The 22,584-nt window shown below is 49.6% G+C and carries 16 protein-coding genes; 1 reads left to right on the top strand and 15 read right to left on the bottom strand.

Annotated features, from left to right (window positions below; translation table 11 throughout):
• Positions 1 to 77 precede the first annotated feature (77 nt).
• The gene (locus tag NC796_RS12475) at positions 78 to 1,154 is read right to left on the bottom strand and encodes a FecR domain-containing protein (RefSeq protein ID WP_310684810.1); all 1,077 of its coding nucleotides are present in this window, start codon (positions 1,152 to 1,154) and stop codon (positions 78 to 80) included.
• A 1,060-nt stretch (positions 1,155 to 2,214) separates the two neighbouring features.
• Here NC796_RS12475 and NC796_RS12470 point away from each other — a divergent pair.
• A complete protein-coding gene (locus tag NC796_RS12470) occupies positions 2,215 to 2,511 on the top strand; it encodes a hypothetical protein (RefSeq protein WP_310684809.1) in 297 nt (98 codons plus the stop codon).
• A gap of 594 nt (positions 2,512 to 3,105) precedes the next feature.
• On the opposite strand, the gene NC796_RS12465 is transcribed toward NC796_RS12470, so the two are convergent.
• The 14 genes from NC796_RS12465 to NC796_RS12400 all read right to left on the bottom strand — a co-directional run bounded on the left by NC796_RS12465 (position 3,106) and on the right by NC796_RS12400 (position 22,560).
• Complete coding sequence (locus NC796_RS12465) at positions 3,106 to 3,693, bottom strand: RNA polymerase sigma-70 factor (RefSeq protein WP_310684807.1); 588 nt, start codon at positions 3,691 to 3,693, stop codon at positions 3,106 to 3,108.
• Between the two features lie 68 nt (positions 3,694 to 3,761).
• Complete coding sequence (locus NC796_RS12460; protein ID WP_310684806.1) at positions 3,762 to 5,357, bottom strand: sodium:solute symporter; 1,596 nt, start codon at positions 5,355 to 5,357, stop codon at positions 3,762 to 3,764.
• Between the two features lie 3 nt (positions 5,358 to 5,360).
• Positions 5,361 to 6,542, bottom strand: a complete 1,182-nt coding sequence (locus NC796_RS12455; RefSeq protein WP_310684804.1) for a four-carbon acid sugar kinase family protein — start codon at positions 6,540 to 6,542, stop codon at positions 5,361 to 5,363.
• Complete coding sequence (pdxA, locus tag NC796_RS12450; protein WP_310684803.1) at positions 6,539 to 7,579, bottom strand: 4-hydroxythreonine-4-phosphate dehydrogenase PdxA; 1,041 nt, start codon at positions 7,577 to 7,579, stop codon at positions 6,539 to 6,541. Before pdxA ends, NC796_RS12455 begins: the two co-directional genes overlap by 4 nt.
• 24 nt (positions 7,580 to 7,603) lie before the next feature.
• Entirely contained in the window at positions 7,604 to 8,524 is a 921-nt protein-coding gene (locus tag NC796_RS12445) for a dihydrodipicolinate synthase family protein (RefSeq protein ID WP_310684801.1), read from the bottom strand.
• A gap of 132 nt (positions 8,525 to 8,656) precedes the next feature.
• The gene (locus tag NC796_RS12440) at positions 8,657 to 9,829 is read right to left on the bottom strand and encodes an iron-containing alcohol dehydrogenase (protein WP_310684800.1); all 1,173 of its coding nucleotides are present in this window, start codon (positions 9,827 to 9,829) and stop codon (positions 8,657 to 8,659) included.
• Between the two features lie 385 nt (positions 9,830 to 10,214).
• Positions 10,215 to 11,831 (bottom strand): glycoside hydrolase family 28 protein, encoded by a 1,617-nt coding sequence (locus tag NC796_RS12435; protein WP_310684799.1) that lies wholly within the window; start codon positions 11,829 to 11,831, stop codon positions 10,215 to 10,217.
• A 154-nt stretch (positions 11,832 to 11,985) separates the two neighbouring features.
• Positions 11,986 to 13,848: a hypothetical protein gene (locus NC796_RS12430; protein WP_310684797.1), complete on the bottom strand. Its 1,863-nt coding sequence runs from the start codon at positions 13,846 to 13,848 to the stop codon at positions 11,986 to 11,988.
• 137 nt (positions 13,849 to 13,985) lie between these two features.
• On the bottom strand, positions 13,986 to 15,311 hold the full coding sequence (locus tag NC796_RS12425; RefSeq protein WP_310684796.1) for a bile acid:sodium symporter family protein: 1,326 nt from the start codon (positions 15,309 to 15,311) through the stop codon (positions 13,986 to 13,988).
• A gap of 9 nt (positions 15,312 to 15,320) precedes the next feature.
• Positions 15,321 to 15,980, bottom strand: a complete 660-nt coding sequence (locus NC796_RS12420; protein WP_310684795.1) for an aspartate/glutamate racemase family protein — start codon at positions 15,978 to 15,980, stop codon at positions 15,321 to 15,323.
• Positions 15,981 to 16,313: 333 nt separating this feature from the next.
• Positions 16,314 to 17,714, bottom strand: coding sequence for a four-carbon acid sugar kinase family protein (locus NC796_RS12415; protein WP_310684793.1), 1,401 nt, complete (start codon positions 17,712 to 17,714; stop codon positions 16,314 to 16,316).
• Entirely contained in the window at positions 17,711 to 18,961 is a 1,251-nt protein-coding gene (locus tag NC796_RS12410; protein ID WP_310684792.1) for a ribulose-bisphosphate carboxylase large subunit family protein, read from the bottom strand. Before NC796_RS12410 ends, NC796_RS12415 begins: the two co-directional genes overlap by 4 nt.
• A 134-nt stretch (positions 18,962 to 19,095) precedes the next feature.
• Complete coding sequence (locus NC796_RS12405) at positions 19,096 to 21,135, bottom strand: glycoside hydrolase family 127 protein (RefSeq protein ID WP_310684791.1); 2,040 nt, start codon at positions 21,133 to 21,135, stop codon at positions 19,096 to 19,098.
• Between the two features lie 51 nt (positions 21,136 to 21,186).
• A complete protein-coding gene (locus NC796_RS12400) occupies positions 21,187 to 22,560 on the bottom strand; it encodes an acetylxylan esterase (protein WP_310684789.1) in 1,374 nt (457 codons plus the stop codon).
• Positions 22,561 to 22,584: the final 24 nt, after the last annotated feature.

Below are 22,584 nucleotides of genomic sequence, written 5' to 3'. Positions count from 1 at the left end.
GTTTTATGTATGTGATTTCGTATCCCTAAAGTTTTATTCATTTTTCAATTTTCCCTTATTAGCGTTTCAATGAGTAGTTACTGCCGTCTTGTATTTCGATTAGTATTCTTATTTACTGCTGTTCGAAATTCGACCTTTCTTCCCTCCTTCCTGTATTCAATTTCCATGGAGGCGGAGATAAGTTTTAGCACCTCCTCCAGGTTTGCATTTTGCATTTCCCCTGTAAATGAAATGTTGAAAAGATTCTTATTGTGCACGACAACCTGGACGTCGAAGCGACGCTCTATATGGCGCACTACCTGGGAGAATGGGGCGTTATCAAAATGCATCCCACCATTCAACCATAGCAGGTGCTTGTTGACATCTATATTTTGGGCGGGAGATGGAGCTTCACCTTTGATAATCCTGCTGTATTGCCCACGGGTTAAGATCACTTTCTGCTGTGGACCGGTATTAGAAGGGGTTGCTTCAACAGACACTTTACCCTGGCGAACTGCTACTCCCATAGAGGAGTCCTCGTCCCACGCCCGAACATTAAACTCCGTGCCCAACACTCTTACCTCGCCTCCTTGTGTATGCACTATAAATGGGCGTTCGCTGTTGTGGGCTACGGTAAAAAAAGCTTCGCCATCCAGGTATACTTCCCTCTTGGGCCCGTTAAATTTTTTGGGAAATCGGAGAGAACTTGCGGCATTCAATATAACTGATGTGCCATCCGAAAATTTGACCCTGGCTTTCTCCCCTTTTTGGGTAACCAGGTCCTGCATTACATAAAAATCACCGTGCTGTACCGTATCCGGCTTGGTTTCATTGGTATACTGCCAAACCAACAAGCCTGACAGCGTAGCAATAAGAATCACAGCTGCAGCTTTTAAGAAAAACGATCGCAGTTTGTTGCTATCTTTCCGCGCATTGGCATGGCTCAACTGCCTTTTGCGATCAATTTCCCTGTGATGAAATTTCTCCCACGCCTCCTGTTCATTGACATCAAAATTTTCCTCAGGAGCCAATTCCCACATCTGCTCTAAATCTTGTACCAGCTTTTCATTTGCTGGATTTTCACGCAGCCATTGCTCAACTTTTTCCCGGTCTTCCGGGGAACCCTCACCACGTGCGTATTGCAGTACTAATCTCCACATTGAAGGATCATCCATCGCTTCTATCCTGTTTTCAAATTTCTTCTACTATAAAAGCGATTGAAAAAAAGGCTACCCTGTAATTTTTTTTATTTTTTTGCAGAAGTCTTTCTGACCCAGGGAATCGTTACGAGAATCAGCTACTTTGAGCTGAATATTGGGGCTTTTTAGACGAATAGTGGTGCTATTTAAGGCTAGCTGGAATAGGTGGCTTAAGTACTTTTTTAGCTCACTGAGGGCCTACCAAATTACACCCCTATAGTTATAAGAGAAATATCCCTATAGCTATAAAAGTCTCATAGTTATAGCTATAAGAGTCTTGTATTATAACTATAAAGGTCTCATAACTATAGTTATATAGGTCTCATACCTATGGTTATGAAGGTCTTATCCCTATAGGGCTTAGAGGATAAACCCCATAGGGTTTAGAAGATTATCCCTATAGGGTTTGGCACCTAGACCCTATAGAGTTTGATACCTTAACCCTATAGGGTCTAGACCTTTAACCCTGCAGGGTTCTTGTTCCTTGTACTCTGAGATACTTTAACCCTCTGTATAGATTAGATTAACAAAATTACTGGTGCGGTCCACCTCCACGGTGGGCTGCACCTTCAGCTATGATCGCCCTTGGCTGGAAAGATCTCTCATTCCGCAGGCTGCAGTCGAAATGACGGTTTGGGGTAGGGTCATGATATTAGAGGGCCCGCTATCTACAACCGAGCCCTTCACCTCATCGTCATTTCGAGCGTGAGGGAGAAATCTTTCCTGGAAAGGTCTCGCCCCCCTCGAATCAAAGGGGGGGACATTCGTGCACCGGCGTGTGACCAGGGCACAAATGATTACCATCAAGAGGTAAGCTCGTAATTCACATTAGGTGATATTTATCCATATTGTGGTATTCATTTTTTTAGTGATAAAAAAATGAATCAAAAAAATCACCGCCGGATGTAAAGGGGACCTGAAGGGCTCTGCGTTCCGCTAAAAAAATCACAGATTTTTTCTTTACGCTTCACTCCGTTTCCTTCCGGGCGGTCACCTTTACGAAGGGCGGAAAGGGCAGAATTATGAATAAAAAATTATGAATTATGAATTTGGGAAAACACGAAATGCAGTGGAGTCCCCCTTTGGGCAACTCTTTGGTAAAAAGCGTGGGGTGATGTTCGAAGGGGGCTTGGGGGGGGATGTGACCAGCACAACTGTTTTCCCCTGCCTGGACTTCCGGTTTCACAGTAACAAGAAGAAACCGAAACATTTCTGTTGGACAAAAGCTTGTCAAGTTTACATGCGTTCCCCTCCATGCAGTGGTGTTTTTCCGCTGGAGGGAGGGGTTCAGGGGGGGCATTCCTACGCTCCGTTTACCCCGGGCGGTTCATGAATCAAAGGCCAGAAGAGTAGAATTATTGCTCGATATTAGAAGGTAAGGACTTCAACAGTTCAACGCTCAACGTCTCAACGACAAGCCTTAGACCGGCAGGCTGCACGTTCAACTGTGATCGCTCTTAGCTGGAAAGACCTCTCATTCCACAGGCTGCAGTCGAGATGACGGTTTGGGGTAGGACCATGATATTAGAGGGCAGGCCCGCTATCTACAACCGAGCCCTTCACCTCATCGTCATTTCGAGCGTGGGGGAGAAATCTTTCCTGGAAAGGCTCGGTTTTGAATGGACAATCAATATGCAAAAGGGTCTCAACATTACTGCCCTGGGAACCCACCCCGCCTTGCTGCGCTGCGGCACCCCTCCGGGGGAGGGATTTATATGAGCTTTATTTGGGATCAGCGGCTCTTCTCTCGGCTTTGCCCTCCTCGGTGGAAGATCTCTCCCTGCGCAAACTCCGGTCGAGATGACGCTTTGCCTTGCAGTCGGTGATTACGATTTGGGATCTATCGGATTTTACAGAGCCAACGTTAAGTATGGGAATGCTGGCAAGGAAATCACATCTCTTTTAAAAGCAGTTTTTACAAGATGAATTACCCTGTAATGGCCAACACAATGATCGGCAAAAGGTGGGAAAGGCTGGCACGTAACTTTTTCAGTGTTCGCATCATTTGTGATTCAACTGTTTTCACTGAAACATCCATCACCTGGGCGATCTCTTTATAAGTCAAGCCATCATAGCGATGCAGTTTGAAGGCTTGCTTACCTCTTGGGGGAAGTTCTTCAATCGCTCTGGCCATCTCTTCTCTTACCAGTTTTTTCCTTAATGGATCATCATAATTTATATAGGTGGCAGATTCCTGTTTTTTTACCTTGGAACTGTACTTCCGCTGTACTTTTATATGCTTCAGGTGATCAAGCGAGTGGTGTTTTACGGCCGTAAAAAGGTAAGAACGAAGTGGACCGTTCGGATCCCAATGTTTGCGGTCCGCCCAAATGCGACTAAACACTTCCTGGACCAGTTCTTCTGCTATAGCCTTTGAATTAACATAACGCCAGGAAAAACGGGTAAGGACTTTGTAATACTCTTTAAACATCTCTTCAAAAGCTTCTTCATCCCCACTCTGAACTCCCTGGATCCAACGTTCTTCGATATCTCGTTTCTCTTCATTATTTATCATTTTATCGTTCCCTGAACAGCTTTTTATCTCTCTTCCTTAATAAAATTTCCTCGAAGATGTCGCCTTCTCTACTTAACCTCTATTGGATGTGGTTTTTCATTTTTTTTCCTGCTACGCTCTTTATACCAGTGATACACCGTCAAGTCCCGTGTATCCTTTTCGGCATCAAATAATAGACTGGCACCATAACCCGTCACAAAAAGCACGATATGGCTGTATACCCCCAGCATATACTTGTGGTGGGAATAGTTCAGCTCCCCCAGGTCCAGCAGCAGCTGTTCCTCTCCACCAAATGAAATTGGAGTGGAAGTCAAAAAGGCATAACCCGTAAACAGGATGCAGGTAATGATTCCAACATAAACGCCTTTTCGATTGGCCCGGGTTTTAAGGACGCCCAGGAGGAAAAGGCCTACAATTCCACCGGAAAAAATGGCATAAAGCTCAAACAGGATACTGAGGACAGTGTCATCCCCGGCATACAGATAGAGGTTGGCGATGCCTATGGCTCCCACACCGGCTATAAAGGTGATCATTTTCCCGGCAAACAGGCGCTCCCGATCGCTGCTTCCGGGACGGAGACGCAGGTAGTAGTCCTCCACGCACACCGCCGAAAGGCTGTTGAGTTCGGAATCCAGGCTCGAAAGGGCGGCAGCCACCAATCCAGCGATGAGGATGCCGGTGAGGCCTGGTGGCAGAACTGTCATGATAAAGTGAGGGAACACAGCATCGGGACGCATATCACCCGGCAGCGTATTGGGGCTCACGGTATAATAGGACCAGAGCGCCGTCCCGATAAACATGAAGAGCGTCCACACCGGCACGCTCATGAGAATTCCCATCAGTGACGCTTTTATCGCTTCCTTGTCAGTATCGGAAGCCAGGTACCGCTGCACAACTGTCTGGTCGGTTCCGTACTTGTGGATCGCGTAAAAGACGCCGTTAATGGCCATCACCCAAAACGTAAGGTTGGTAAAATCCCATTCATACGGTGCAAAACTGATCTTTTCCTGCTCAAACGCGGTGCCAATAATTTCGAACGGTCCCATCTCCGGCAAGGTCAATAGAAAGGCAACACTCACAATCCCGCCGGTAATCAGCAGAATCCCTTGTATAACATCCAGCCAGATAATGGCCTCAAAGCCACCCGTCATGGAGTAGAGGATAACTGCCAGTCCGAGTACCCAGATCACCATATAAGTGTTAAAACCCAGCATTTGTGAAAGCGTCAGGGCGATCAGGAAAAACACCGTGCCCATCGACGAAAATATGGCAAACATAAAAGCCAGCGAGGTGTAGAGCCGGGCGCCGTACCCAAACCGCTTTTCAAAGAATTCATAGGTGCTCACCCCGATCACTTTCCGATATAACGGGACGATAAATCCTATCACAAAGATAAGCACGAGAGGCACCATCAGGCCCTGTACAAGACGAATCCAGTTGGCGTTGAAGCCTTCACCGGGATAGGCCAGGAAAGTAACGCTACTGATCAACGTGGCCAGGATTGAAAAGCCCACAGCCCATGAAGGGATCCCTCCACTGCCGGTAAAATAGTTCTCCTCAGTTTTGACTCTTTTGGAAAACGATACCCCGATCCCTACAATCACCGCGAGGTAGCCAAGCAGTATAACGTAATCTATCGTATGCAGAGCGGCATTTGTATCCATGAATTAATCCCTTTTTTCAGCGTTCCAAATATTTTCAGGCCAGTCGTAACTGCCCGGTTTCAAGGTTACGTGCAGGTTCGGATGGTCGGCTACCTGCATCCGTATGACACCGGGCGCCAACTCCTGCACCGGGGTAAACCCACCAAATTTAAGTTCCCAAATTATCGTAGCAGCCGTTGATCCACCTTCGATGCACAACTCTTTCAAGTCCACCCTGGACAGCACATTTTTAACCAACGCAGCGAGATATCGACGTAAATTATTGGAGACATCCGGATCCTTCACCAAGGGTTTGTCAATCGCTGCAATAACGCTGGAGTTCTGTTGAAATGCTTCTGCCACTTCCCTGCCCCACTGATCGATATATTTTTTGGTATCCGCTGATTTCTTCAGAAGCTCTTCTGGCATACTGCAAACTGCCTGACCGCTGGATTTGGCCTGCTCAATTTGTCTCTGACTGTTTTCTGAAGCACTTCCACAGACAAACAGTTTGGGGGATCTACTTCCTTGCGCATTATAAGTATGGTTTTGATCCTGGCTCCTCGGTTTATAACCCCACGCTTCCAGGAAAGCGGCGAAGAAATCAGCACCTCCCCCCAGCACGCGTTGTTCCGAGATCCCATCTTTAGCCCACTGTTCGATCTGCTGTGTCGTCTCCGCCTCACCAACGACAAACGGTCGGGAAGTAAATGGCTGGTCGGGCCGCAATACGGAAATATCCTGCCGATCGGTGTGCAACAGCTCCATCACCTTTGAGCTCTGTGGCTCATGATGGTATTCATGCACAAAGGAAGTTTCATGGATCGGCTGATTCTTTACGTAATAAATGCCGTCCTTTATTATTCTTTCCAGGGAAGGATTACACGGCACCAAAAGAAATTTCTGTTTGGGGAAGAAAGCCTGAATTGCCTCCAGTTCGGCAACGACATGTCCCCGCAGAACGGAATCCGTTTTCTTGAAAAGCTTCCGAATATTTTTGATTTCCAGTTGTTGTATAATCTCGGAAATAGTGGTCATAGCCTCTTTCCTGCTCTTGGCTCGTGTATCGGTGGCAATAATGAGCAGGTCGGCATACGGCGGGTGTTTGGGAACAGAAATCGAAAACTCCACATCCAGCCCAAACCGCAGTCCAACTCCAGCTAACTCAGCGGCACCGGTAAGATCATCGGCAATGGCTGTAATCATGTCTCCCCCCGTTTCCCCGTCAGCATGGACGCATACTCCACGGCATTTACCAGGCTTTCGTGGTCAGCCTGACCGGTTCCGGCAATATCAAATGCCGTTCCGTGGTCTACCGAGGTCCGGACAATGGGCAGTCCCAGGGTAATATTCACACCGGTTATCTTGCCCCAGGACTGCGACTCCTTGTCCCAAACAAATCCTTTCATTTTAAACGGGATATGTCCCTGGTCGTGATACATCGCGACTACGGCATCAAAAAAGCCACCCTTTGCTTTTGGAAACAGCGTATCCGGAGCCATGGGACCTGCAACGTTAATCCCCTCAGCTTCGGCTGCTTCCATGGCAGGAATGATCTCCTCTTTCTCTTCGGTCCCAAACAGTCCACCGTCGCTGGCATGAGGATTCAGTCCCGCTACCCCGATCTCGGGCTCCTGGATCCCTAATTTTTTACAGGCATCATTTACCAGGCGAATCACTTTCAGCACCCGGTCTTTCTTGACTAGGTCGCACGCCTTTCGCAGGGCTACGTGAGTGGAGACGTGAACCACTTTCATTTCGTCTTCCACCAGCAGCATCGCCACATCATCGGTGTTGGTATAATGGGCGTAAATTTCGGTGTGTCCTGCAAAGTGATGTCCTGCTTTGTTCAGTGATTCCTTGTGGATTGGTGCCGTTACCGTACCATCGATCACATTCTCATTTGCTAGCTCAATCGCTTTTAGAATCGATTCAAACGCCGCGTTACCCGCTTCCGGGGAAATTTCGCCATAGCTGTACTGGTCTGTGGAAATGTTTTGCAGGTCGAACACATCGACTGTCCCCCGCTCAAAACGGGCATCAGAAACATCCGATACGGAATGGATTTCTAATTCGTCACCCACTACTTCCTGCGCTTTTCGTATGACTCCTGCATCTCCGAATACAATGGGTCGACATAATGCATGGACTTTATCCCCGGCCAGGGCTTTCAGGATAATCTCCGGTCCCACGCCTGCGGGATCGCCCATCGTTATTCCTAAAATTGGTTTTGAGTTACTCATATCTATCTTGAATATTCTTTTGAATTACTGCGTCAACACCTGCAGGTGTTTGTTGAATAAAATTCTGGATACAATTTGTTCGACCTCTTTATCAATGCACGCCGTTAAGGGAGGAAGTACATGCCGCTGACAAAAACCGAAGTGATTCATAATCACCTTCAGAGCAGCCAGTGAATCCGGAAGGTTTCTGCCCTCCTGGTATAACTGGCCGACTTCGTTGGTCTCTTCCTGCAGCCTGTTGGCCCGTTCCATATCGCCTTTCAAGGCGGCTTCGTAGAGTGCCATGTAGAGATCAGGCACGATATTTCCGGCACTTGGCACAATTCCGTCAGATCCTTTGGCAACACCATGTGCCGACAGGGCCGCACAGCCTACCAAGTGGACAAAATCATCTCTTCCCGACCGCAGATCGATTGCATTCTCAAGCCGGTCGATATCATTTTCGGAATCCTTAATTCCTATAATATTCGGATGGCGACTTAGCTTGTCGACCGCATCCAGTGGAATCGAGCGGCCCACGGTTTGTGGAATATTGTAGAGGATCAGGGGTCCGTCCAGGGCATCGGCTAGTTTTTCGTAATAGCTGATAACCTGTTTGTCCGACATTGGGTAGAACGTTGGCAGATGGGCGGCAACGGCTTCTACACCCATCTCTAAAAAACGGCGAGCCAACATGACAGAGTCTCCAAATGCATGATGCGAGATGGCCGCGATCACCGGGGAGCTCCCACTGCATTCATCCACAACTGCTTCCGCAAAATTCAGCCGCTCCTCGTTCGGGATGGAAAGTCCCTCCCCGGTCGTCCCCTGCAGGAATGGGGTAGCGCCACCTTCTACCAAATGGTTTGCAATTTTCCGCGCAGCCCGGGTATCAACTTTTCCCTCTGCGGTAAACGGGGTTACCATTGGGACTATAACGCCTTGTATTTTCTGTTTTTTCTTCATGTTATCAGTTTAATTTCAAATTCGTTTTTACAAATTCACCATCATTTGCGCGGGAATTAATTCCCGCGCTATGGATCTGTTCAATCACTTTTTGTGACAATTAAATGTGACCGTACCTCAGTTTTCATTGGATTAAAAAGCAGCCTCGTAAATCTTTACTGCATCCTCACGTGACAGTTCTCGGACGTTGTTTTTCAACAGGCGATCAATTGAGACCGCTGATTCTGCCATCGGCTTTATCGCGCTCTTTGGTACTCCCAGGGCTTCCATGCTCAGCGGCACATCACAACGCTTCATCAGCTGCCGGATTTTTTCGACACCCGCCTCGGCTTTTTCCAGGGTCGATTCCCTACCCTGAACCCCAAGAGCTTCGGCGATTTCGGCATGGCGTTCTGGCGCCGCTTCGAAGTTGTATTCCAGCACAAAAGGCAGCAGAACCGCATTTGAGATACCGTGCGGCAGGTGAAACTCACTGCCCAGCGGATACGAGAGGGCGTGAACCGCCGCCGTATTGACCGGTCCCAGGCAGAGCCCACCATACATGCTTCCAAGTGCCACCTTTGTCCGCGCCTCAGTGTCATTGCCATCATCGACCGCCCGCTCGAGGTTGGCCCCGATAAGTCGAACTCCCTCCAAGGCATACAGGTCAACCATCGGGTGTGCAAAACGGTTGGCATAGGCCTCGATACAGTGCGTAAGTGCATCCAAGCCGGTGGCAGCAGTGACGTCGGGGGGCACCGTTTTGGTCAGTTCGGGATCGACGTAAGTGGCATCCGAGACCAGGTGAGGACTGACGGCGCCCTTTTTCAGATTCTCTTCCTCATCCAGGAGGATTGCATTCGGCGAAACCTCGCTGCCGGTCCCCGCCGTTGTAGGCAGGCAAACCATGAATGTTAAACGACCCGAAAGATTCCCGATTCCGAGCACTTCTTTTACTTGCTGCTCGCCATCCAGCAATGCAGCCACCAGCTTCGCTGCGTCGAGCACGCTTCCCCCTCCAATTCCCAAGACCGCATCCGCTTCAAATTCCCTGGCTGCATCGAGCGTTTCCCCAAGCATCCCGATGGTGGGTTCACGGTCAATTTCAGTATAGAGACAGATGGCCTCAATCCTGGACTCCAACTCATTGAGAAGTGACGCGACATGAGGCTTCACCGATAAACTGAGTACTACAAACACCCGCTGGCAGCCGCGACCCACAAAATCTCGTACGCATTGGGGAGCCGTACCATTGCCAAACTTCAGTTTTGGTGGTCGAAGTATTTCGACTTCTCTTTCAAGAAGTGCCTTCGTTGCATCAATCATAAAGAAAGAATTTCAGTTCGTAATTTTATGAGTTAAGGATACCCCATCCTTGTTAAGGCTGTCCAAAAAGTCACGTTCAACAATCAGATCCCTAAAAAATAAGGCCTATGGTTCCAATCGATCGGTCAATCCTCCTGTCCTTCCCGAAAGTGTTCGGGACAGGATTTGGAGCCGTGACCGACTCCGGCGGTAGAGGGATTTAGCTTGCTCAGCGAAGCCTTGGCAAAGTTGAGGGAGATTGATATTACCTTAATTATTATGGCACCAATTTTTTGGTTTGAACTTTTGGGACACCCTCAGACTCTTTGTATGGACAAAAGGAAGATTAAGAACATCTATCTCCCTAATGATCCACGGAGTCACTTCTACTAAATCCAGTAATCAACTACCAAACCTGCTGCTCCGGCTTTTCACTGACCATCTCTTTGGAGACCTGGTCGCCAAATTCGATCCGGTTGAGGGGGAAATCATCCGTAAAGATCGCACCGGTATATTCTCCTTTTAAAAGCATGGGTGGACCCTCTGCATTGTCCGTTAGTGTCACATTATCCAGCGTAAGTTCATAAGAATCGTTGACTTCCATGGCGCGATTCTCCGAACTGATTTCCACATTTCTCATTGTCAGATTCTTAACGCGGGTGACCAGCGCCCCCTCCTTGGCATTGACGACTGTAACATCCTGCAGAAGGATATTTTCAAGCCACTTCTCCGGCAGGCCCACCAGCACAATCGGTTCTGGAACGCCGTCAATGTGGATATTTCGGATATCGATGTTGCGGATCAGCGGGGCGGGACCTGTAATGCCGGGCCCTGAGTAGTAGGTGTTGAAGTTGATCGCCTGGCTGTCGATATCCTTCATGCGGATATCCCGCACGTAGATATTCTCAATCACATTTCCGCGCCCTCGTTCGGTCTTGAAGCGGATACCGCGATCGGTACCCTCGAAGTAGGCGTCGTGCACATACACGTTCCTGATGCCACCGGAAGTCTCGCTGCCGAAAACGATCCCGCCACTGCCGGTACGAACGTTGCGCGCCTCAAAATTCCGGACCACGATATTCTGTGTCGGCATATCAATTTTGAGTGCCTCCTCGTTCACACCGGACTTGAGCACAACGGCATCATCACCGGTTTGAAAGTGATTGTATTCCACCAGAACATCACTCGCTGAATCCAGTACTACGCCATCGCCGTTGGGAGCCCGCAGACTGTTGACAGTTACATCCCGAACAATCGCCTTGTTGCTGTACACCAGGTGAACATTCCACATGGGCGAATCCTTCAGTGTAATGCCTTCGACGAGGATATTCTCCGACTTCCAGAAAATCATGAAATTGGGTCGCATGCCCTCAAGGCCAGCTCCCTTGCCGTATTCGCGCCGGGAAAGAGGCACTTTTGTGGCCTCGGTGCGCTCCCCATAACTGTGATTATGTTCATCCGCCCAGGCCCACCAGTGATCACCCTGACCGTCAAGTGTGCCTTTTCCTGTCACGGCAACGTTCTTGAGTTTGAAGGCATAAATCATGGGTGAATAGTTGTACGCCTCAACGCCCTCATGGCGCTGGCGTACCACCGGAAGGTAATCCTGTTTGTCAGTGCTAAATTCAAGTACTGCTCCTTTTGCAATATGCAAGTTAATGTTGCTCATCATATGGATGGGACCGGTCAGCCACTCCCCTTCTGGAATCAGGACACGTCCACCCCCCGCTTGATGCGCAGCTTCAATGGCACGGTGGATGGCGTCGGTATTCTTAAACGTGCTGTCATCTGACATCGGCTGAGCTCCATAATCCCTGATATCAAAAGTCCTGTCCGGGAATGAAGGCCGCTCGAGCTCGGCTACTTCAAACGGGGCATCGATCGGTGCTATCTCCTGCGGCACCTCCTTGTTTTGTGCATTGGCTGTTATGGTTACGACTGTCGTTACCATCAAAAGCAGAATTGCGCGGCAGATCTTCATCACTTTGGTTTCCTTTTTATCCTTGAACATTAGCGTATTCATAAATCAAATTCGTTTTACCGGTTAAGTAACTGTTTTGTCGTATTCTGATTTCTTATCAGTTGGTATCATCCACCCGGTAGCGAGAACAGCGACTGGGTAGAAAAAGAGTCAACTCCACCGGGCGGTTGCATGTGCCACCCGGTGGATAGTAATCCTAATATGTTTTCACATTGTCAATGAGGTACGTGCTGCCATCAACTTTTGAGTCGGCCCCGGGGAGGTCTTCTTTATAAATGCCTTTTGCGCCGGGCTCCCCATCCACTATAAACTGGCGAACATCGCCTCTCCACGGACCGGTTCGAAATACCAGTCGTTCCAGCGATTCAACCTCCTCATCAAACGGCAGGTCATGGATCTTCTCCCCATCGATGTAGAGAGTATACCCCTGTTTTTCCAGATCCAGGTCCATCCGAACGTGCATCCATTTTCCAGAAGGATACGGTAACGGAGCCGGTTCCACGCCCCCGCGGTCCATTCCCACGCGTGCGCCGTCAAAACGCAGGGCATTGGGCCGCGCGCCGTGCTTGTCCTGCACTTCCACCAACAGGTAGGCATTGCCCACCTTCTCAACATACACGTCGAATTCCACGGTCACCTGCTGTTTGCTTTCGGGAAAAGTACGCTGGGCAATTGCATAATCGTAGGGTTCCTCGTCTTCCAGTTTCAGCACCTTGTTATCTTGCTTTACCGGATCATTATCGATTGAAACCGGCGCCCACTTGGGGACATACAGGTTCCACAACTCCAGGTTTGATACATCGTAGTCAACATTTTCAAAATCCTGGGATACATGCTCGTCAACTGTTCCACGAATCGGCACCGGGGTTCGTGAGACCCAGATATCCTCCTTGTTCATGCTGTAAGTGTTCCACATGTAGTCGCCCGGGGGATTCCCATTACCTGGGGCAAAACCCCTGAAATACTGGCTGCCGGTATTCTTCTCAAAACCCATGTAGCGCATCGGGGGAACTTCACCATTCAGAAGAAGAGGATTGTCAAACTCGTAGGCATCATTGCTGGTGAGAGCCACCATCGGGAAGCGGTTTGCACTGGTGCCTGAATGGTTATAGACTAGGGCATAACGGTCATCCTCGGTTTGCTGCACCCATATTTTTGCCCTCGTGGTGTTGAATGTGGGAATACTGCCCGGTTCGGTCCAATGCACACCATCTTTGCTGAGAGATGCGATCTCATCCTTCATCACTCCAAGATAGCTGTCATCCGGTCGCTGCGTCCACATGAATGAGCTGAACGTTTCGCCCGCATCAAACTCATAGAAATCGGGATCATACATGTCTTCCTCCTGCCACTGCAAGGTCATTAGTTTATTGGCTAAGAGAGAATCGCATGCTGCAATAAATCCTTCGTCGTCGCTCTCTGTATAGAACGGGTATCGGGTATTGCTCTCATCCCAGCCCGCCGAACGGTTGTACCGGATAAAATAGATTGGTCCATAGGTACCATCCTCATAAACTTCACGCACCACGCGCCCAATACCCTGCCCGTCGTTGGGACTCGTATATTCCGGCGGGGGAGAGAAGCTGTAAAATCCTGATGTCAGCAGCCGCCCGTTTGGAGCTACATAAAATCCCATCCGCTGATGCATTACGCCAAAAGTGCCGTCCGCCAGATCCACATCGCCGATCGTCTCAAAATAGCGATCTATTTGGGGGAGGGAATATTTGGGAAATACGACCTCGGGCGGCGACCAGTGGAAACCGTCGTCGGAGGTCATCAGCAGCGTCCGACCGGGCGGAATGTGCTCGCTGTAAACATTACTGAGGTACTGCAGGTGATACTTGCCGTTCCAGTAGGCCAAATACGGTTGATGGCTATAGGTCCAGCCCACTTTATCGGCTGTGGCCTCAGGCGGTTGACTCCGGTTTGCCCGCATCGCCTGGTAGTTGTGTACTCCCACGGCATAGCGAAGACGACCATCGTAGTAATGTTTATCGGAATAAGTATCTCCGACAAACCTGATCGGCTCATCTTTCACCTCTTCTACGGGGGGAGGCATTTCTGTTGGGTCTGCGTTCTGTGCCCATAGTAAACCACATGATGAGATCAACAGGAAGATGGATAACAAACAAAAACGCTTCAGTATCATATTTACATTCTCTTTGCAACTAATATTCATATTTATTTTAATTACTTTCATTTTGAAGGAGCCGAAGCAAGAGTTTGTCTCTCTGTTTCCAGTTCGCTCTCTTCTTCTGTGACCGGACGTTTCTTCCAGTAGTTGGCCAAAATAGAGCCGGTGATATTCATCCAAGGACTAAATACAGCTGAGGCCAAACCCACGGTCCCCAGCTTTCCCATGCTTCCAGCCAGCCCCGACGCCATGCCGCCGTTCTGCATGCCCACTTCAAAAGCGATGGCTCGGGCCGAGTTTTTATCGAGTCCTGTAAGACGTGCCAGCCCATAGCCAAACACGTAGCCGGCCGTATTGTGGATTACCGCTGCCAGGAACAGGAGTAGCCCGATCGTCAGCAAGTGCTCCCTGCCGGCTGCAGTAGTCACCGTGGTAAAATAGACGATGCCGAACATCGAGATATAAGGCATAAAATCATCGGTTTTGGGAAATCGGATAGTGAGCCAATGATATCCCACACCTGCAAGAATCGCACTTCCAACAAATCCAACCATCCCGGCCGATTGCAACAACACGGCGGGAAGTACGGTTTCCAACAGGCTCCACCATCCCAGGGGTAGTGCCAGCAGCCAAACGGCACTAATCCAAGACAATATCCTCACTGTTCTCCATCCCTTGTCTGATGCCTTTTTCAGGTAATCATAAAGGAGCGCTGCACCGATGGGAATAATCACGATCTTGATAATCTGCATCATCATATCCACAAACAGCACCTCGATCAACGTGCCGGAAAGCAGTTTCATCAGCAGAGGTGTCATCAGTGGAGCTACCAGGGTTGACATTGCCGTCATCGTTACCGACAACACCAGGTTTGAGCGGGCCAGGTAAACCATCACATTGGAGGCAAGCCCACCGGAACAGGAGCCGATCAGGATGACACCGGCTGCGATTTCTGGTTCAAAGCCAAACAGCTGTGTCAGGCCAAATCCCACTAACGGCATCACCGAAAAATGAGCCAGTAGGCCAATCAGCACGCCACGACCTGATGAAGCCAATCCCGAAAAATCGTCGAGACTCATCTGGGTTCCCATCCCAAACATCACCAGCTGCACCACAATGAGGATCACCCACTGGTTACGCAGGTCGAAGTCGCCCCACTCCAGGAACGCGGAAGGGTAGATCATGCCCGCCACCACTGCAGCGATGATCCAGCCGGTGTATTGGTAGTTTTGCAGGGAGGGAATTGCCCCGATCCCAATGGACAGGAAGACCGCCAGTCCCACAGCCGATGCTTGCCACAGTCCCGGGCTACTCCCGATAAGCCCAATGACCAAAAGAAGCAGACTGATTCCACCTAGTCCCAGGCATATTTTTCGGAATAATTGCATAAGCGTCGATTAAAGTACGGAAGCCAGGTATTCTACGGCGTTTGGAGGACTAGCCAGGATTGGGACACTCTTTTCAGATTCATCAAGCTGATCAACCACTCGTGCCATCGATGCTTGTGCCAGCAGTATGACGTCGACTTTATCAGAAAGCTCTTTCAGTGCTTTTGCCACCATCTGGTCGTGTTTTTCGGGATTGCCGCCCATCAGGGCATCAAAAGCTCCCTCACACAGCCTGGAGGTCAATTCGATCTCTTTTCCCGCTTTGGCAGCTCGTCGCTCCACAAGATCACTCGTCGGATTAAGCGTGGTGGGAAGCGTAGCTATGACACCTATCTTTTCTCCCATCCCCACCGCCTTGTCCGCCATCGGCTGGTCGACGCGAAGCACCGGAACGTCCGTAAGTGTGGCAGCAGTCTCCACGGCCGCCCCAATTGAGGAACAGGTGACCAAAATGTAATCTGCACCCGCATCTTCAGCAGAGCCCACATACTCCACCACACGCCGGGCGGTTGGCGGAGTGAGTTCGCCCTCATCAATACAGATGCTGATCAGGCTGTCATCAACGATATTGAATCGATCGACGCAATCCAGATGCTCGTTACACAGTTTATCAAAAATCGGCACAAGTGTGGCCGAAGTGTGAATAAGTCCTAAAGTCTTGTTGCTCATAATTTTGTTCTTACTTTTTGGTTTTCAAATCGTCATGCTCGCTTTTAGTGGCTGGAAAACCTTTACCAACTTTCAGTCATCCTGAACTTGATTCAGGATCTCGCAAGGCGAACAAACGTTGATAAAGAGACCAACGAATCACGCTACTGATCTCCGCGAGATCCCGGATCGGGGTCCGGCATGACTGAGAGACTTTTTCAACCTACTAAAAGCATTTGTGGTTAATATTTTTGAGTATTGAACGCTTTAATCCATCTTATTTCAGTCGCTCTGCGTCAACCTACCAGCTAGCGCGGGAATTAATTCCCGCGCTAGTCATAAGGCTTTATCCGATCATATTGCTTCTTTTCCTTCCAATACTTTTCCAAAAAATGTTTTGTCACCCACCTGCCCGCCTTTGATATTCATTTCAAGCCCATCCATCGGACTTCCAGGGGCAGCCACCTTACAAAGTGGGGCGCCCGGGGTGATCGGTGCTATCATCTCCAGAGCCTCAATATCCAACGCACGGGCAGCATGGCTGGAAGTATCCCCGCCTGCGAGCACGATACGCTGCAGGTCGGTTTGATCGGCTACTGTTCTGATAATCTTCCCCAAAGCCATACCGAACAAGCGGGCCGTACGGGTACGCATCTCAAAATCATTCAGTCCCTGCCGTTTAAAAACTACCTTGGTTGCTTCTATACGGGCATCATCTTCCCAAAAGCTGGTGTGTATGATGACGCTATTGCCCTGGGTTATTTGCTTAGTAACACAGTCAGAAAATTTGTAAATAATTGCTTTGGTAATGCCCTTCTTTGCTATGGCTTCGGTGTCCAGTGCTATCTCTTTAAACCCATTCGATACCGCCCAACTAATCTGCTCAGAAGTTACCGGAGAACGACTTCCTGAGGCCACAAGCAAAGGCTCAGCTTTGCCCGGAGTTTGCCAGTTTTCTTTTGGCTGCAGTCGACCTTCGTTTATCCAATTCTGTCCAAGTGCCATTTCTATTCCGGATGAACCGACTGAGAAGAGCGGCTCTTCAGGAGTTCCATACCTGTCAATCAGCCTACCAATAGATGTCATATGCTCTTCCTGCAGCGTATCGAACAGTATCACTTTAATACCGTCTGTAATTTGTTCTTCCAACTTTGCCCGGGCTTTACTCTCCTCCTTCACAACTTCCAGGATATTGAGTAGTCCAATCTTCTTGTTGGTTTGCCGCCCGAGATGTAACCGAAGATCGCTTTCGTCGGCAGGTGTAATCGGGTGATTCTTCATAGAGGGATGGCGGTCCAACCGGAAAATGTCACCATCACTCCCGATGCCCATCTGGGCGAACAGATTGCCAAACGTGCAATATCGTCCCAGTGCAGGTGCGGCGACCAACAACGGCACAAACGGTGAATCAAAAAATTCCATCGCCATGTCTATCACTTTTCCAATGCTGCCGATGGTCGGGGAGGAATCAAAGGTAGAGCATACCTTATAGTGTACATGGGAAGCCTTTAATGTTTTCATCGCCTCAAGGTCCGGTCGAAGCTCCTGCTCCATCTCCTCGGGCGTCATCGAACGACTTCTGCCAGCCACTCCAAAGGCATCCAACGGCTCATATTTGGCAAGCAGCTCCCGTGTCGGCGGCTCCATGAACAGCACCGTTTTAGCCCCTACACTGCTCATAAATTCCAGAGCATCGGTGGAGCCGGTAAAGTCGTCCCCGTAAAAAGCGAGCAACCGGTTGTCTTGTTTCGTCATGACCGGGCTCCTCCAAACTTGTCAACTGACTTGGCAAATTCGGGATAGATCTCAGCCATCTCGTCAACGGATTTTCCTTCTACCGTACCTTGCCAGGCCTGTTTCAGAGCTTTTACGCCCTCCGCCGGACCGCCGGGATGACCCATAATGCCACCACCTGCCATATAAAGCAAGTCTGTCGTTTGAGTTCGGCGATAGGTTTCGGGGGCCTGTCCTCCCCACTGACCGGATGAGACTACCGGCAAAATAGAATAGCCGTCAAGCATGGGTGTAAGGCAGGATTTTATCGATTTGACGACCGAGTCGTCGGATTCCCAGAATTTGTTGTCAATACCATTTACGTGAATCTGATCCACACCAGCCAGCCGCCATAGCTTTTGGTAAGCGGGAAATTCAATTCCCAGCAGCGGGTACCTGTTCAGCATGCCCCAGCCGTTTCGGTGCCCGTGAATCACCAGCTCTCCCTGGTCGCATATTTTCTTCACCCCGGACAGTCCCACGCTGTTGAGACTGATCATTGCACAGGTGCCTCCAGCTTTCACAATAGCGTCGTAGCGGCGGAGCATCTCATCCATCTCCCCGCTGATATTGAAGGCGTACATCACTTTCTTTCCGGTCCTGTCGGCATGCCTGTTAATGACCTTCATCACAGCCTCCAGGCGATCCTCGAACGGGGAGTTTGCAGTCGATCCCATCAGCTCATCATCCTTGATAAAATCGATGCCGGTATCCACCAGCGTATCCACCAGTTCGGCGGTCTGCGTCGGTGTCATGCCTACGCTTGGTTTCATAATGGTACCTATCAGGGGACGGTCTTGCACCTTGGCCACGCGTCGACTTCCTTCAATTCCAAAGTTCGGTCCCGCAAAATGGTCAGCAAATGATGGCGAAACCTCCAGGTCCATCAGCTTCAGACCAGTGAACTGCCGCAACTCGTACAGGTTGCCCTGCAGCGTCGAGATCATCACCGGCAGATTGTAGCCGAAGTTCTCAATAGACCATGAAACCTCTACATTGGCCCGCTGGTATGTTTCTTCATCGGAAACCACACCCGGCAAACTGGGCTCCTGAACTGTATCAAGTGATTCGATGGATTCCACCCGGGCTGCGAAACGCTTTTTCAGCTCCTCGGTCTCTCCCGGTACAGAGGTAAAGGTCCCGGAAGATTGCTCCCCGGCCAGTACTTCGGCGGCCTGCTCGATCTCAAGCGGAGTTTCTATGTAGTATCTTGCAGTAACTCGTTCCATCTTTAAAACAATTTGTTACTCAATTCTAAAATCTGAGTCAAAGTATTTCGTAGTGCGTATTGCGTATTGGTCTAGTCGTTGTTTTATAAGCAGCGTCTAATGTGCAGTACGCAATACGTTATAACACCACTGCCCTATCGAATGATCGGCATCCAAACCGTCATATCCGTCTGGTTACCTCGGTTGCCCCAGGCGTAGTAGGGTACCAGCTTTACATCAACGGGTTTGGGTTCTTTTTGGGAGACTTCTCGATACAGCTGTCCCTTCCATTCCTGTTCGGGGATTGACCGGGCCTGTCCCTCCAGGGCCACGACCCGACTGGATCCTATTTTACTGCGTACCTGGTTGAATTCGATATCCGAAGGAATGGCAATGTTAAAAATGGATTCATCATCCGGGGCATCAACCGATTCCATACTGTAGACTATCGGGCCCCGCTTTACGGCCACCTGGTTGCGGTTCGCTTCCACTAATGGATTCGATTCAAGCAGCTTTACCTCCATCGGAAGCTGCAACGTAATCTGATCGCCGGGCGACCATTGGCGATTTATCTCGGCATAGGTTCCCGGATTAGCTTTTGTATCAATTGACTGGCCATTGACCTTGATGTCGGCTTTATCAGCCCAGCCGGGAATGCGCAGGAAAAATGAAAATTCATTGTCAGGTACTTCTTCCATCTTCAAACTGATGGTGCCCTCCCATGGATAGTCAGTCTGCTGTGTCACACTAAGTTTGCTGCCATCCTGCAGGGTGGTTGACATCCTGTTGCCGCCATAAATATTCACATAAAGCCCCTCATCCGATACGCCGTAGGCAAAATTGTGAACCTCGGTTACGATCCGAATCAGGTTGGGCGGGCAGCAATTGGAGAGGCTGATATACTCCTCTCGATCTTTCGACCAGCGCAGGTTGAACGGCAGGTCACGATCCACCCGAAGCGGATTGGTGTAGCAATAACGCAGTCCGTCCAGGCTCACGCCCGAGAGCACGCTGTTGTGGAGGGCCAATTCCATGATATCAGCATACTTGGCTTCCCCGGTGGCAAGTAGCATACGCCAGTTCCAGAGAACGTTCCCGATATTGGCACAGGTTTCGTTGTGGGCCGTTATGTTGGGCAATTCGTACGCGTTTCCGTACGCCTGGTGTACCTGTTGAATTTCTGACGGATTATAGGTCGTACCATCTGGGGTGACGCCATCATAAAGTGCACCTGTAGCACCGGTGATATACATCTTGGTTTTTACGACATCCTCCCAAATCTTCTGTAGCGGTTCCAGCAGCGTGGGATCACCCGTTTCCATGTACAGATCGGCTACCCCGGCGTACAAATAATTGGCCCGCACAGCATGTCCAACCGCCTTCGTCTGCTCCCTGAACGGCTTGTGATCCTGGTTGTGGAAAGTCCCCTTCTCTACTTCATTACGCAGCTCGATAAATCCCTTGGCCAGTTCAAGATACTTGGGATCGCCGGTCGTGCGATACATTTCGGCCACGCCCATATAGTGAGAAGGACAGATCGCATTGCTGACCAGTTTTAAAGGCTCATTTTTATATACCTCGTAGAGGTAATCAGTGGCTCCAATTGCCACATCCAGCAATGAGCGTTTGCCGGTAGCCCGGTAGTGAACGGCCGCCGCAGTCATCAGATGCCCGATGTTGTATGTCTCGAAATCACGATCCAGTGGCTGGGCATCCTTGTCTCCATTTTCGCGGGCAATGGTCAGTGCAGTAAAAATGTAGCCATCAGGTCGCTGGGCTTTGGCGATCACCTCAATAATGTGGTCCATTGCCCGATCCAGGGAATCCTCTTTGGTAACCGCATACACCGACGCCAATCCTTCGAACCACTTGTAGAAGTCGCCATCGTGGAACGTCGGCCCCTCGTGCTCCCCCTCCTTCAGTCCGGCAGCAATCTCAAAATTCCTGAACGCGTGACTGATTTCCGGGTCTTGGTACAATTGTCCCATATGCGGCACCATCGTTTCTCGTGCAACCCGGAAACGATCAGCCCAAAAACCATCCGTCCACTGCACATCGTCCATGTCAAGACTGGTTATTTTTGCGTGGGGACTTTCGGAGGTATTCACCAATGCACGCTGCTGGGCGGTGGCAGCCCCGTTGGATAACAATAAACAAATTATTACGGCAACAATTGATTCAATTCGGTTTATCATGGCATCACGTATTAAGTTTGTTTCAGTATAGAATAGACATCAGTTGGAGTATTATTGAAATACGTTCTTCAGAGATTGAAAATCACGAATAGCCTGGTCGGGTAGCTGGACTCCGTTTTCACCGAACACATAAAGGGCGGATTCCTCTTCAATGATCACATCTGACTCATCAATATTGCCTTCAGCATCTTTTACGGTATCGAGATTGAGTCCAAGGTGGCGGGCCAGGAATGGGTACATCGCCTTTCGTTTGGAAAAACCATAATCGTGTCCTTCTGTTGGAAGATGCACATTCTCCACCATCGACCTTTCCCCATAGTAGTCATAAATCTTTTGCAGGTATGGAAAGGCGATTTCCGGAACATCAGCCGTCCAGTCGCCGCCGTCCGAAATAACGAGTTGGGGCCGGGGAGCTGCCATCGCTGCAACTTCCACATTATTCGTACCGCCGGCACATAGGTGCACCGGTCGACCACTTTCACAAGGGCACCCCCCGTTGAAGTAGGAAGAAAGCATCACCACGGGAACGCTGACATTAATACGCTCGTCAAGTGCTGTGAGCAGCATTGTCTGGCTGCCACCACCGGAACCGCCCGTAATTCCAATCCGATCCGGATCGGCGTGCTCCAAACCGGTCAAAAAATCCAGTATTCGTATTCCATTGAGCACCTGTACGGTCATCGCTATCGGGGTACGATGGGCTTCGGTACCAACTTGTAATTCTGATTCACCCCATCCAAAAAGATCATAGCTAAAGACCATCGCACCCATCCGCGCCAGGGTAGCCATGCGGAACTGCTGATCCGGTCGATAACGGCCATCCTCGAAATGTCCATTGGGACTCAACACCACGGGTACCTTGCCTTCCAGCGTGGTAGGACTGTACAGCGAACCGGTGACAAAGAGGCCGGGCAACGTTTCGATCGCCACATTTTCAACGGTATAGCCGTTCATCGTCCGTTTATTGGTGATAATAGGTTCAGAGTCGGGCTTTGGTGGAAGGGGAGAAAGTTCAAGGGTTTGATACATGCATTCTCTCAGTTCCTTTTTCCGCTCCTCCCAGCTTTGTTTGTCCTGGTAAAAATGAGATAGGTAATTCAACTGTGCACGGCCTTCAACGGCGGTTCGCCTGCCTGTGTCAAAAGATGTGATTCTGTAACTACCGTTTTCTGTTTCCTCAAACATCAGGTGATGCGGGACCAGGAGGGCTACCAGACTTTGTTCCAATGAAGATTGGTTTTGCCAGTCTCCAGCGAAAGCCTGAAGACCGTTAACCAGGGAATCAGGATAGGTCACAGTGACTTGATACTGGTTTTCTACCTGCTCAAAGGCATCTTTAAGCGATACCGCCTCATTTTCAGAACCGCATGAAACAAATAACGGCACTAGAAACAATAAAAGACTAAAATATTTCAGGGTTTTCATTTTTCATTACGTTTTTGGCAACGA

Source organism: Aliifodinibius sp. S!AR15-10 (assembly GCF_031569985.1).
Lineage (GTDB): Bacteria > Bacteroidota > Rhodothermia > Balneolales > Balneolaceae > JAMQKA01.
Note: the sequence above shows the minus strand (reverse complement) of the source record. Positions and strands in the feature narration are given on the sequence as shown.

Coding starts and splice junctions, on each gene's coding strand:
- NC796_RS12475 (WP_310684810.1), bottom strand. CDS start 1,154: ATGGATGATCCTTCAATGTGGAGATTAGTACTGCAATACGCACGTGGT.
- NC796_RS12470 (WP_310684809.1), top strand. CDS start 2,215: ATGAATTATGAATTTGGGAAAACACGAAATGCAGTGGAGTCCCCCTTT.
- NC796_RS12465 (WP_310684807.1), bottom strand. CDS start 3,693: ATGATAAATAATGAAGAGAAACGAGATATCGAAGAACGTTGGATCCAG.
- NC796_RS12460 (WP_310684806.1), bottom strand. CDS start 5,357: ATGGATACAAATGCCGCTCTGCATACGATAGATTACGTTATACTGCTT.
- NC796_RS12455 (WP_310684804.1), bottom strand. CDS start 6,542: ATGATTACAGCCATTGCCGATGATCTTACCGGTGCCGCTGAGTTAGCT.
- pdxA (WP_310684803.1), bottom strand. CDS start 7,579: ATGAGTAACTCAAAACCAATTTTAGGAATAACGATGGGCGATCCCGCA.
- NC796_RS12445 (WP_310684801.1), bottom strand. CDS start 8,524: ATGAAGAAAAAACAGAAAATACAAGGCGTTATAGTCCCAATGGTAACC.
- NC796_RS12440 (WP_310684800.1), bottom strand. CDS start 9,829: ATGATTGATGCAACGAAGGCACTTCTTGAAAGAGAAGTCGAAATACTT.
- NC796_RS12435 (WP_310684799.1), bottom strand. CDS start 11,831: ATGAATACGCTAATGTTCAAGGATAAAAAGGAAACCAAAGTGATGAAG.
- NC796_RS12430 (WP_310684797.1), bottom strand. CDS start 13,848: ATGCCTCCCCCCGTAGAAGAGGTGAAAGATGAGCCGATCAGGTTTGTC.
- NC796_RS12425 (WP_310684796.1), bottom strand. CDS start 15,311: ATGCAATTATTCCGAAAAATATGCCTGGGACTAGGTGGAATCAGTCTG.
- NC796_RS12420 (WP_310684795.1), bottom strand. CDS start 15,980: ATGAGCAACAAGACTTTAGGACTTATTCACACTTCGGCCACACTTGTG.
- NC796_RS12415 (WP_310684793.1), bottom strand. CDS start 17,714: ATGACGAAACAAGACAACCGGTTGCTCGCTTTTTACGGGGACGACTTT.
- NC796_RS12410 (WP_310684792.1), bottom strand. CDS start 18,961: ATGGAACGAGTTACTGCAAGATACTACATAGAAACTCCGCTTGAGATC.
- NC796_RS12405 (WP_310684791.1), bottom strand. CDS start 21,135: ATGATAAACCGAATTGAATCAATTGTTGCCGTAATAATTTGTTTATTG.
- NC796_RS12400 (WP_310684789.1), bottom strand. CDS start 22,560: ATGAAAACCCTGAAATATTTTAGTCTTTTATTGTTTCTAGTGCCGTTA.